The 13,535-nt window shown below is 42.1% G+C and carries 6 protein-coding genes; 3 read left to right on the forward strand and 3 right to left on the reverse strand.

Annotation, left to right across the window (positions count from 1 at the left end):
* Window positions 1-215: 215 nt before the first annotated feature.
* Window positions 216-3,605 (forward strand): glycosyltransferase family 117 protein, encoded by a 3,390-nt coding sequence (locus tag G3O08_RS19500; protein ID WP_163287132.1) that lies wholly within the window; start codon window positions 216-218, stop codon window positions 3,603-3,605.
* A 15-nt stretch (window positions 3,606-3,620) separates the two neighbouring features.
* Window positions 3,621-4,244, forward strand: coding sequence for a polysaccharide deacetylase family protein (locus G3O08_RS19505; protein ID WP_163287133.1), 624 nt, complete (start codon window positions 3,621-3,623; stop codon window positions 4,242-4,244).
* A gap of 184 nt (window positions 4,245-4,428) precedes the next feature.
* Here the strand turns inward: G3O08_RS19505 and trxA are convergent, their stop codons facing one another.
* The 3 genes from trxA to porG form a co-directional block, all read right to left on the reverse strand.
* Entirely contained in the window at window positions 4,429-4,725 is a 297-nt protein-coding gene (gene trxA / locus G3O08_RS19510) for a thioredoxin (protein WP_163287134.1), read from the reverse strand.
* Between the two features lie 4 nt (window positions 4,726-4,729).
* Complete coding sequence (locus tag G3O08_RS19515) at window positions 4,730-5,176, reverse strand: rhodanese-like domain-containing protein (protein WP_163287135.1); 447 nt, start codon at window positions 5,174-5,176, stop codon at window positions 4,730-4,732.
* A 153-nt stretch (window positions 5,177-5,329) separates the two neighbouring features.
* On the reverse strand, window positions 5,330-6,154 hold the full coding sequence (gene porG / locus G3O08_RS19520) for a type IX secretion system protein PorG (RefSeq protein ID WP_163287136.1): 825 nt from the start codon (window positions 6,152-6,154) through the stop codon (window positions 5,330-5,332).
* Window positions 6,155-6,634: 480 nt separating this feature from the next.
* Here porG and G3O08_RS19525 point away from each other — a divergent pair.
* A partial coding sequence (locus G3O08_RS19525) for a hypothetical protein (protein WP_394352331.1) occupies window positions 6,635-13,535 on the forward strand: 6,901 nt, incomplete at its 3' end.

The raw sequence follows: 13,535 nt of genomic DNA on the forward strand, positions 1-13,535 counted from the left end.
CGAACCTAGACTCTTCTGTACCAAAAACAGACGTGTTGCCAGTTACACCATGGGACAATTTCCGGCTTGCGGACTGCAAAAGTAAATAATTCTTTTTACTCTTCCAACATTCCCGAAAAAATCATAAAAACATCCAAACCTTTTAAACTCATTCGCCCCGATAAGCTCCTCCCCCGCTTATTTTACTATTTTCGCAGGCACATTAACCATGAGCAATGAACTTTAGAACAGCAAATATCATTACCGGTTGGGGCGTTTTTCTTGTAGCCACCATCGTTTACCTGCTTACAATCGAGCCTACAACCAGCTTTTGGGATACAGGTGAGTTTATTACAACCGCCTATAAGTTAGAAATTGGTCACCCTCCGGGAGCACCCCTTTTTATGCTTCTTGGTAGAATATTTTCGGCTTTTGTTCCTATTTCGGCAGTGCCGATGGCTATTAATGTGCTATCTGCGCTGAGCAGCAGCTTCACAATTCTTTTTCTTTTTTGGACCATTAACCACTTTGGGTATAAAATGGCTATCAAAAATTCTACAGAATTAAACACAGGTCAAATTATTGCTGTAATGGCAAGCGGTACCGTGGGAGCTCTCGCTTATACCTTTTCAGATTCTTTCTGGTTCTCGGCGGTAGAAGGCGAGGTATATGCACTTTCTTCTCTGTTTACAGCAGCAGTTTTTTGGGCCATCCTAAGATGGGAAAGCCTTTCGAATGGAAAGAATGAAATGCGCTGGTTAATTCTGATCGCCTACCTTATGGGTCTGTCTATTGGGGTTCACCTTTTGAACTTACTCGCTATCCCGGCTATCTGCTTTGTGGTTTATTTTAAACGCTTTAAGCCTTCGCTAAAAGGTATAATTTATACGTCTTTGCTATCACTGCTTATTCTTGGCGTAATACAAGGCGGCATTATTCCAGGTGTGGTTTCGTTTGCCGGAAAATTTGAATTGCTCTTTGTAAACAGTTTTGGACTCCCTTTTAATACTGGAACGATCATTTACGCGCTTTTAGTGATTGGTCTTCTCGTTTTCGGATTGCACTACACTCATAAAAAGGGACATGCGATTGCTAATACCGCAATTCTCGCAGTAACCGTAATTATTTTAGGGTATTCTACCTTTGCCGTTATTGTTATACGCTCTTCGGCGAATCCTCCCCTAGACGAAAATAATCCCGAAAATGTTTTCACGCTGCTATCTTACTTAAACCGTGAACAATACGGCGACCGCCCTCTTTTACACGGTCAGTACTGGAACTCTCCTACCGACCCGCAAAACCCGCGATCAGACGGCAGTCCCGTTTACACAAAAGCCTACGTAGTGGTCAATAAAACAGGAAGAACGGTTCAGTGGTTTTCAACCCAATTTGACGCACAGAAATTTCTCGAAGAACAAAACCAGGCCGATTATAGCATTAACTCAGAGTACATTGTCTCGGATGATAGGAAAAGTGCAATTGTAAATTACGACCCGCAGTTTACCGATCCCTTCCCGCGGATGTACAGCCCGCAGGAAAGCCACGTAAGAGCCTATAAATCATGGTCGAACTATGTGGGAACACCTATTAGAACCGTAGGAAGCGACGGGCAACCTACAATTATCAATAAGCCCACCTTTGCAGAAAATATGAGGTATTTCTTTAAATATCAGGTAAACTACATGTACTGGCGCTACTTTATGTGGAATTTTGCCGGTAAGCAAAACGATATTCAAGGGAATGGAGGTCTCCTGGAAGGAAATTGGCTCTCGGGGCTAAACTTCATTGACAATGAGCGGCTTGCGTCACAAGACAATTTGCCGTCGAGCATGAAAGAAAATTTCGCTTACAACAAATTTTATTTACTACCTATTGCACTGGGGCTACTCGGACTGTTATATCAGCTCTACCGCCGACCTGACGACTGGTTCATAACATTTCTTCTCTTTATATTGACAGGACTCGCCATTGTAATCTATCTGAATCAAACACCCTTTCAGCCTCGTGAGCGCGATTACGCCTATGCGGGATCTTTTTATGCTTTTGCCATTTGGATAGGTCTGGGCGTTTACGCCCTCTTCGACGCCGCTTTTAACCTCACCAAAAAGGAGCTTATAAAAGCTGCAGGGTTCACTTTTGGAGCCGGGGTAGTTATATTCCTTATGGAATCAATTCAAAGTGGAGGTCATTATTTCTCTTACTCCGTGCTCTACATGGGCGCGTTAGGAATAGGCCTGCTGGCGCTGATGTATGCACTTGGAAAAGGCTTAAAAAACACCTCGGTCGTTGCCATTATTACAGCCTTAATCACCATACCTGTGCCCATACTTATGGGTGCCGTAGGATGGGATGATCACAATAGATCTGGCAGATATACGGCGCGCGATTTCGCATCAAATTACCTGGAAAGTACCGAGCCAAATGCAATTTTATTTACAAATGGCGACAATGATACATTTCCGCTTTGGTATGCTCAAGAAGTAGAAGGGATAAGAACTGATGTAAGGGTAGTAAACCTCAGCCTTTTAAATACAGATTGGTATATCAATCAAATGAAACGAAAAGTATATACTTCAGATCCGGTGCCATTCTCGCTTGGCGAAACTAAATACCGCCAAGGAACCCGAGATGTAGTCTTTTTAGATGAATCGCGAAATACGGGGCAGGTTTATGTAAATGTTGATCAAGCTATTGACTATATCGCAAATGATAAAAACCTTCGCACTGTTGGTGGTGGCGAGGTGGTATCTGTAATGCCGTCTAAGAATTTCTATGTGCCTGTTGACAAAGATTTCGTAATCGCTAATGGAACAGTTTCAGAAGCTGATTCGGCAGATATTGTAGATAGAGTAGAATGGCGTATTGATCGCTCTTACCTATTAAAAAACAACTTGATGCAACTTGATTTGCTCGCCACAAACGATTGGAAAAGACCAATTTATTTTGCAGTAACCACCGGGCCTGATAGCTATATTGGCCTCGACAAGTACTTCAAACTGGTAGGTTTGGCTTATCAATTGGTACCAATAAAAGCTCCTGAAACTTCAAATCCAAATATGTACGGATCGGTTAATACCGAACTGATGTACAACAATGTGATGAACAAATTTAAGTGGGGAGGAATGGATACTGAAGAACAAATTTATATGGATGAAAACAACCTGCGGATGACGAATAATATCAGGTTGCAATTTGCGAATCTGGCAGATCAGCTTATCGCTGAAGAGAAAATTGATAAAGCGAGAACTATTCTCGACAAATCAATTGAAGTAATGCCAGATCACAACGTGCCATTCGATAGATTGATGCTTCCTATTATCCAAAACTATTATAAGATAGGAGATGACGAAAAGGCAAATGCTATTCTGGAAATTGTGTTTGACCGATTTGCCGAGAACTTTGAATACTACCTTTCTACTGATGTTGACAAAGCACTCAATATGCGTCAGGACATCCAGATGAGCTACGCCGTATTACAGCGTTTGAACATCTTTGTAACTCAAATGTATCCGCAGGAAGAACTCAAAGACAAAGTAAACGAGCGCTTCAAAACACTCGATGCTGCCTTTGAGCGAAAAATTCAGGAAATGGAAGCGTATAGAACGATGCCCGGTGTAAAATTCTAATATGAAAATCTACTAATGGTCTATCTGGTTAAAACTCCAAATGCATTTAAGCCCTTTGCGGCTGATATGCTTTGGAGTATTGACCAAACGCCAAATGTTGTTTACCTTACATTTGACGATGGCCCTACCAAGGAGATAACACTGCAAATATTAGACATTCTCGATGAGTACAATGCCAAAGCTACCTTCTTTTGCATTGGCGGAAATATAATAGCCAATCCGGATATCTATTCAGAAATACTTATGCGCGGGCACCGCACCGGAAACCATACCTGGAACCACATGAACGGATGGAAATACAGCGATTTCTCTTATCTTAAAAATGTTTTGCAATGCGATGAGGTAATGCGCACCAGCTTGTTTAGACCACCCTATGGCCGCATTAAACGCTCACAAGTAAAAGGACTAAAGCACAGGTTTACAATTGTAATGTGGGATGTATTGAGCGGTGATTGGAGCGCGGATGTCAGCCCCAAAAAATGTCTTCAAAATGTGGTCAAAAACACCCGAAGCGGCTCTATAGTGGTATTTCACGACAGTAAAAAAGCGGAGAAGAATATGCTCTACGCATTACCGCGAACGCTGAAGGAACTTTCTGAAAAAGGATTTGTTTTTGAAGCCCTTCCGGAGATGTATTAAATTGATCTGTTTTATAATCTGAGCTTTAATTCACATAGAGCCCCAAGGATTTTTGATGCACGGATACCCTCTGCTGACTTTGCGTAAAATCTCATGCCTGCGGCTTGATCTGGGATTTGCGCTCCTTGCGGTTAAAGAGAAAACAAACTCACCTGTTCAGAATTTAGTTCTGGTTTGACGATTATTAACTCACGCTTTTAATACCACGCATCAATTCACTTTTGGGCATGGCTCCAGATTGACGCCAAACCGGTTTTCCATTTTTGAAAATAACAAACGTAGGAACACCACGCACTCCAAAAGCTTTAGCTGCACCGGGATTTTTATCAATATCCACTTTTAAAATACGGACTTGATCGCCCAGATCGCTCGCCAGTTCTTTAATAATCGGCATCATAGTTTTGCAAGGGCCACACCACTCCGCAAAAAAGTCAACCAAAACGGGCTTATCACTATTAATAATTTCTTTGAAGCTACTCATACCATTAAGGTTTTACAATTTCTTCATTATTCCTGTTCCAATCAGTAATTCCACCACTTAAATCATAAACTTCCGTAAATCCTTTTTCTACGAGGTACGTGGCAGCTCTATTGCTTCTACCACCTGATCTACAATACACTAGAACAGGTTTATCCGGATCGAGACTTTCTACGCTAACAACAAATCCATTCCACTCTGCAACGTCCATTTGCACAGCATTGGGTATCATTCCTTCTGCTACTTCAGCATCTGTTCTTACGTCGATAATCTGCGCATCGGGAAGTTCGAGTTTCGATTTGAACTCCTGAACATTTATAACATGTACAACAGCTTTTTGAGAATCACTGACTTCACTCGTTGTATTAACCTGATCTGCATTTTTATCTATTTGACCGCAAGCCGCCGTAGATATTATCAGAAATAGTGAAAAAATAAGAACTTGAGATTTCATAAGCATATTTTTCCTGCAAAGGTAAGGTTCTCCAGCAATTCCGATTGTAATATTTGTTACAAAGCACGGCGATCGGACAAATAGATAACTCGTGATAGATTCTTTAAACTTCGGATTTAGAGACTTGTATATTCGCAGAGCTGAACAGGAGTATTAGTTAAAAGCTCCCGGACATTTTATACGAGGCTGCCCAATTTTTACGGTAATCATTACTCCCGTAAAAACATACCAGTCTTCCCGATTGGTCTCGCCGCGTTGCATTTTGGTATTGGTTCCATCGGGACCCAGTGGTTCCAGACTTCTATCTGCTAGCGTTGCCGAAAGTGGGCCATTTTCATTGTCAAGCAAATTTGCTTCCACATATACGGTGCTCACATCATCTATATAATCAGTAAAAGTTCGGCGCATACCCCATTCTACTGCACCTCCAATATTTCGCCAGATATTAAACTTATATCCAACCCCAAATGGAATACTTATCTGCGTAAGCTTGTACCTGTCTTCAAAACCGTCTATCCCCTGCCCTTCGGTACCCAAAGGCTGCAAATCTACCCAGCGATCATTATATTCAGCTTGCGGATTAAACTTAAAAATGCCTATTCCGGCGAATAGGTAAGGACTTGAAGGGCGACGCTCATCGCCAATTTCATACGTAAGAAAGTTAATTTCAATCTGCCCGCTAACTTCAAAGATATCTGACCGAAAACTCAAGTTTCTGTTCTTTCTCCAGGGGTCGTCAGAGTCACTATCACTCGCGTAAACCCTTCCATAAAGCACATTTCCCTTAAAAGCGACACGATCATTAAAATTATACCGATAAATTAATCCTCCCCCAGGATAAAACCGGGTGGGAACATGGTTTACCGGATTGATATCGCCGACGTAATACGATGACGCAAACATACCGCCTATTTCGTGGTACTGCCCAAAGGCACTAAGCCCCAGAAAGGTAAATAGTATGAGTAAAATGCGTTTCACGGTTCTAAATCGTAGTTTGCTCTGCTTTATTGTGCTGTAAAGCGATTGATTCTAGCTGCAAAGATAAAATATTTGGTGCTTATCTGCCAGTGAGAATTATTGCGCTGCATATCTGGCAATAACCCGAGTCTGATCTTTTTAATCCTTCCACAAAACTTCCGCAAATACTGAACCGCATTACTTGCCGGAATGTAAGAACTTATAACGATTTAAATTAAAACCTATCACTTAAAACCAAAACCCCTTGCGAAAAACCCAGAAAAGAATTTAAACCAATTATATTCTAACATTTCAACGATTACGGTCTGTTTCGGACATTTTGATAGCTTATTTAAAAAAGATTTTTCGAATAAACTCAAAATAACTGTTCACCTCTTGAAAATAAATCGATGAACCATTGATAATTTACGATGAATGTTATATAATTGTATAGCCAATCAGCGTATTCAATAGAATCGATTTATAAACCAAATTCAAACAATGATGAAAAAGATGTTTACAACCTGGCCGGGATGGGTATTTCTCATTCTGGCATTTCTTGGTTTGAGTCTGCAAACTTATGCGGACACAGAACCAAACAACACGCTTGCCACAGCCGAAAATGCCACTTTAGGGGCTACGGTGACCGGCTCGCTGAATCAGGCGCCGTTTGGCGACCTCGATGACTACTTTCTTTTTGTTGCACCAAATGACGGTGATGTTATTGTCACTGCCGACATTGGAGCCGGACTGAATGTATATATCTATGTGTACAATAAAGTTGGACAAAACATTAGTCAATATATCTCTGGTGATAACACTGGGAGTCTTACGAGTTTTTGTATGGCTGCCGATACTTTTTATGTTCGGATAGACCATTATAGTGGTGCCGGCTCCTATTCTTTTACAACCGAGGTTAATGGTACCGGCTATGCTTCTGATGACGAAGATAATGGAAGTATAGCTAACGCGACCCAGTTTATTTCTGATGGAGAAACTGTGGAAGGTCATATCGGATATTATGATACCGATTTAGGCTGGGATGAATATGATTATTTTGGCGTTGTCCTTCCTGCAGATGGGAGCTATTCTTTCAGAGCAATCCGTGATTTAGGTAACACCAGCCAAACATTCTATTTTCAGGTATTCCGCAAAGATGGTTCGCTGATTACAAACCCTTATGCAAGTGGTGATACCACATATGCTTATGCAGATTGCCTCGCGGCAGATACGGTTTACCTCCTTGTTGACCGATATCAAGGGTGCGGTGGCTATACCTTGAGTTTTGAAAACACAACTACTCCAGGAACACCAATTGATATCGAGGACAACGGAAGTATAGAGAATGCATCACAGTTTATTAGTGAAGGAGAAAGCGTAACAGGCCATATAGGATATTATGATACAGATTTGGGTTATGATGAATACGATTACTTTGGTGTCATACTGCCCCAAGATGGCAGCTACACTTTTAGAGCAATCCGTGATTTAGGAAATACCAGTCAAACATTCTATTTTCAGGTATTTAGGAAAGATGGTTCGCTGATTACATATCCTTATGCTTCTAGTGATACCACATACGCTTTTGCAGATTGCCTTGCGGCAGATACGGTTTATCTCCTTGTTGACCGATATCAAGGGTGCGGTGGCTATACCTTGAGTTTTGAAAACACAACTCCTCCAGGAGCACCAATTGATATCGAGGACAACGGAAGTATAGAGAATGCATCACAGTTTATTAGTGAAGGAGAAAGCGTAACAGGCCATATAGGATATTATGATACAGATTTGGGTTATGATGAATCCGATTACTTTGGTGTCATACTGCCCCAAGATGGTAGCTACACTTTTAGAGCAATCCGTGATTTAGGAAATACCAGTCAAACATTCTATTTTCAGGTATTTAGGAAAGATGGTTCACTGATTACATATCCTTATGCTTCTAGTGATACCACATACGCTTTTGCAGAATGCCTTGCGGCAGATACGGTTTATCTCCTTGTTGACCGATATCAAGCGTGCGGTGGCTATACCTTGAGTTTTGAACAAACTGATTTAACTTATGCCAATGATTCTGGCGATAACGAAACCATCGAAGCAGCTTCTTTGGTTCCAACATCAAGTGTGAACGAAGGACACCTGGGCTATTATGATGTTGATTCGGGAACAGATGGATTTGACTTTTACAAGTTTACAGTTGTTCAGGTTCCCTTTGAGCTTGATATCAAAGTAGAACTTGAAGAGAGTTTGAATGCATACGTCGTATTATACAACGCCGATGGAGCTCTCATTCAAAACGAATACCATACGCCTGGTAGCTACAATTATCTTCGGACAATAACCGTGGCTGGAGATTATTATATTGGGCTCGATCAATATGCCGGATGCGGCTCGTATTCAATCGGAAATTTCTGTGCAAACGCACCTGAAGTGGCCATTTCAGCAGATGGACCCACAGATCTTTGTCCGGGCGAATCAGTGCTTTTAACCGCTACAGGCGGATTAGATGCTTACAGCTGGATGCACGATGGAGTGGAAGTAAGCACAGCTCAAATTTATCTCGCTACGGAACCTGGAACTTATGTGGTTGCCGGCTACGATATAAATGGTTGCGATGGTCTTTCAGAAGAAGTGGTAATTGGCGTGTTTGGTGTTCCTGATGTGTCCATTTCCACCGATGAGGAAACAACTTTTTGTGCAGGTGGAAGCATTACACTTACCGCTACGGCAGGATTTGACAGCTACGCATGGAGCAATGGTGCTTCCGGTCAATCTATTGAAGTTAGCCAAAGCGGAAACTATACCGTAACGGCTACTACTGAAGATGGATGCGATAAAGTTTCCTCAAATAGTATTGAAGTTACTATTCAGGTTGATTCTGACAGTGATGGCGTTTGTGATGTGGATGATAGCTGTCCTTCCCTTCAGGGAGAAGTGGGTGATGGCTGTGACGATGGAAATGCGAATACCGACAATGATGTGATTAACGCCGATTGTGAATGTGAAGGAACAATTATGTTTGATTGTCCCTCACTTTCTGCAAATATTGGCGATGCCTGTGATGATGATAACGAAAACACAGTCGGCGATGCAATTAATGCGGATTGCGACTGTATTGGAACACTCACCTACGATTGCGAAGACTTACAAGCTAACATTGGCAGCAGCTGCGATGACGGAGACAGCAATACAGAAAACGACGTAGTAACTGCCGATTGTGAATGTGAAGGAACATTAATTTACGAATGTCCTGATCTATCTGCAAATGTTGGCGACAGCTGTGATGATGGAAACGCAAGTACAGAAAATGATCTTGTTACCGATGAATGCGAATGTCATGGCACAATAGTTTATGATTGCCCTGCGCTTTCGGCAAATATTGGAGATGCATGTGATGATGGTGACGAAAACACAGTAGGCGATGTAATAAATGGAGATTGCGACTGTATTGGAACACTCACCTACGATTGCGAAGACTTACAAGCAAACATTGGCAGCAGCTGCGATGACGGAGACAGCAATACAGAAAACGACGTAGTAACTGCCGATTGTGAATGCGTAGGAACATTAATTTATGAATGTCCTGATCTATCTGCAAATGTTGGCGACAGCTGTGATGATGGAAATGCAAGTACCGAAAACGATCTTGTTACCGATGAATGCGAATGTATTGGAACCATAGTTTATGATTGTCCTGCACTTTCGGCAAATATTGGCGATTCATGCAATGACAATAACGAAAGTACTGTTAATGATGTAGTAATTGTAGGTTGTGAATGTGAAGGCACAACTGCTATTCTTGAAAATACAGCAGCCCTTTGTTCTGATGGTGTAGATAATGATAATGATGGACTTTCAGATTGCGAGGACCCTAATTGTCAGGCTATTGCAAATAATGTTGGATGCTTAACGTGCTTTGAAGATGGTTTATCTTTTGCCGATGAAGTTATCGAATACGAAGCAACATGTACTAATATTACACCTCCAGCGACTAATCCTCAAGCGGCATTGGGTATGCCTGATTATACAGGTAATGCCACCCAGCATGTATCTTTAGGAAGAGGACTAATAAAGCTAGGTTTTACAAATAATACACTGGTGAACTCGGGAACTTCTGACGCTGATTTGTTCGTCTTTGAGGTCGGCCCTTTAGTGGAAGGATCATTTATTGAATTACGACCTTCCACTGCCGAAACGGTGAATTTATGTGAGGCTGCTGGAATTCTTGATTCTGATGGCGATGGATTTTATGAATTCGGCAGTATTGGTGGAGCGCTGGCATCAGTAGATATTGATGCGTTTTTTGACAACCTCCCTGCAAGTTCAGTATTCTTTGATGCTATCAAAATTATAGATGGTCCGGGAAATTGTTCTACGGATACACCCGGAGCAGACATTGATGCTGTTTGTGCACTGTCAAGTGTGGCATGCGTTGTCGGTGAGTCATGTGATGATGGAAATCCGGATACTGAAAATGATATGTTAAATGCAGATTGTGAATGTGCTGGTACTCCAATTATTGTGTTTGATTGTCAAGCGCTTGAAGCGAATTTTGGCGATACCTGCAACGATGGCGATAGCAATACAGAAAACGATGTAGTAACCGCAGATTGTGAATGTGAAGGGACCTTAATTTACGACTGTCCACAGCTTCAAGCAAACATAGGCGATGCCTGTGATGATTTAAACGCCGACACAGAAAATGATATGATTACTGAAGACTGTGAATGTCTTGGTACTCCTATCGTTATTGAGTTCGACTGTCCGATTCTTGAAGCCAACATAGGCGATGCCTGTGATGACAATAATGCCGACACAGAAAACGATATGGTAAACGAAGACTGCGCATGTGCAGGAACGCCTATTGTTATCGAATTTGACTGTCCGCAATTAGAAGCCAACTTTGGCGATGCGTGTAATGATGGCGATGATGCCACTGGCAATGATGTAATTACTACAGACTGCCTTTGTGCCGGTACGCCGATTGTAACGCCAACTTGCGAAGATTTTGTTTACTACATTTCAGATCACGACGCTGCTGATGGTATCTCTGATATCTACGAAGTAACTGTAAGTGGTGGTGTAGCTACAATGGAATACATTGCAACAAGCGATATCGAAATACACATTGCATACAATGGTGTTGACAATCTACTTTACGCTGTAAGCAAGCACACAAACTCATACCGTACCCTTAACCCACACGTTGTGGCTCCATCTTTTGGACCTACAATCGCATTGGGTGCAGATTATGGTGAGCTTACTGCTGCAGTATTTAACGTAGATGGAAAACTACTTATCGGTAGCCAAAACAACAACGCAATCTATTGCGTGAATGTAACTACCAACGTTGTATCATCTTATGACACGTACTCACCGGTTACCGGTGGTGACATTGCTTTTGGATCTGACGGTATGCTTTACCTTGCTACACGCAGCGGTAACGGACTATACGAAAACTATCCTGTACCTACTTTTGATAACCTTATCGGAAGCGTGCCAGTGAAAGTTACAGGTCTTGCAATCACTGATACTGATGAGTTATTAGTATCTGCTCAAGGTCAATCAAGCCTTCAGTTGTATAACACGACCGGTTCAAATATCGGTTCTTACCCACTTGAGCTTGATGGTGAGACTTACACACTGCGCGATGGTGACATGGCATCTGGATGTAATACTTTCGACCAGCCTAATGAAGGTGAGTGTCTTGACTTCAAAATCTACATGATCCATGATGCAGAAGGTAGCGGCCCACAGCCACTTCTTGCAGTAACACTTAACGGTGATGGTACAGCTTCTTACACTACAGTAATGGCAAATCTGGGTGGCCACATCGGTCTATCACAAGATGGAACCATTATTTACAATGTAAGCGGAAATGACAAACTGAAAGTTGTTGATGTAGCATCTGCTACAGTAATTGCTACACTTGACATTCAAACTGCCGGTGGAGTAAGCGTTTCTAATTTCCCAACTGCATTGGTTGGAAATGACGGAACATTCTACGCAGGTAGCAGCACCAATAATCAAGTTTATACAATTGACCCAAGTACAGGTATTGCTACTCCTTACGGACCAGGCAGAAATGTAAATGGTGGTGACTTGATAGATGTAAACGGCGATATATGGTTGATTACTCGCAACAACAATACCTTTACCAATGTACTTACAGGCGCATCTTTTACCGTACCGGTAAATGAAATAAACGGTGCAGTTGTTCTTGACAATGGAAACGTATTGCTCGCAGATGGAAATGGCGGATCGCTTCTTAAAGAGATCAACCTAACATCTCTAGAAGTTGTTGCTACACACGACATTGCATTGCCACTTTTCAATGGTGACCTTGCAGGTGCATGTATCCTTAGCGGTGGCTTGAATACACAGTGTTACGGTGCTGAAGTACTTGAATTTGAACAAGGACTTCAAACCAATGGTTCTGCTGTTCCTGCTGATCGTTCTGATGCAACTGCAGCTCTTGGGCAACCAGATGCAAGCAATGCAGCAGGTGGATTTGTATCACTTGGTGTGGGCGGACATATCACCATCGGATTTGGTGGTGTGATTTATGACGCTCCAGGAAACGACATCCGCGTTTGGGAAACTTCTTTTTCAGGAGATGTATGTGGTGGAAGCGATGATGAACAAGCTGATATTGAGGTATCTCAAGATGGTCTAACTTTTGTTTCTGTTGGTACTATTTGCCGTGATGGTGGAGTAGATATTGCCGGTACTGGTCTTGACTATGTATCTGCCATTCGCATCACCAACTCTGCAAGCACAGGTTCGCTAGACGGATACGATGTAGATGGTGTGGAAGCAATAAATGGTTGTAGCGAAGAGCCGCTTGTTGAAAACGGCGATTGCTATGCAACTGAAGTTGTAGAATACATTCAGGGAACTTCATCAAACGGTGGTGCAATTGCTGCAAACCGCACAGATGCTACAAATGCACTTGGCGCTCCAGAAAGAGTTGACCAACTTGTATTCGTATCTCTGGGCTACGGCGGAAGCTTAACCCTTGCATTTGATGGTGCTATTCCAAACGGTGATGGAGATGATATCGAAATCGTTGAAACGACTTACGGAAACAGTTCATGCAATTCTTACTTTGAATTTGCTGATGTATATGTTTCTGTAGATGGTGATGAATACTTCTTTGCGAAAACAGTATGCCGTGCCGACGGATTCGTTGACATCAGCGATGCAGGTACATTTGCCTATGTAAATTTCGTGAAAGTTGTAAACAACAATGATCTGTCAACTACTCCTGATGCGTTTGACGTGGATGGTGTTGTAGCACTTCACAATTGTGAAGATGGCGACACTCCTGCTCAATTTGCTCCAGCATCTCAAAGCGAGCTTACCTCTTTCCCGAACCCTACATCAGGGCCTTCGCAAGTGG

The sequence above is a fragment of the Cryomorpha ignava genome (genome assembly GCF_010686655.1).
Classification (GTDB): Bacteria; Bacteroidota; Bacteroidia; order Flavobacteriales_D; family Cryomorphaceae; genus Cryomorpha; species Cryomorpha ignava.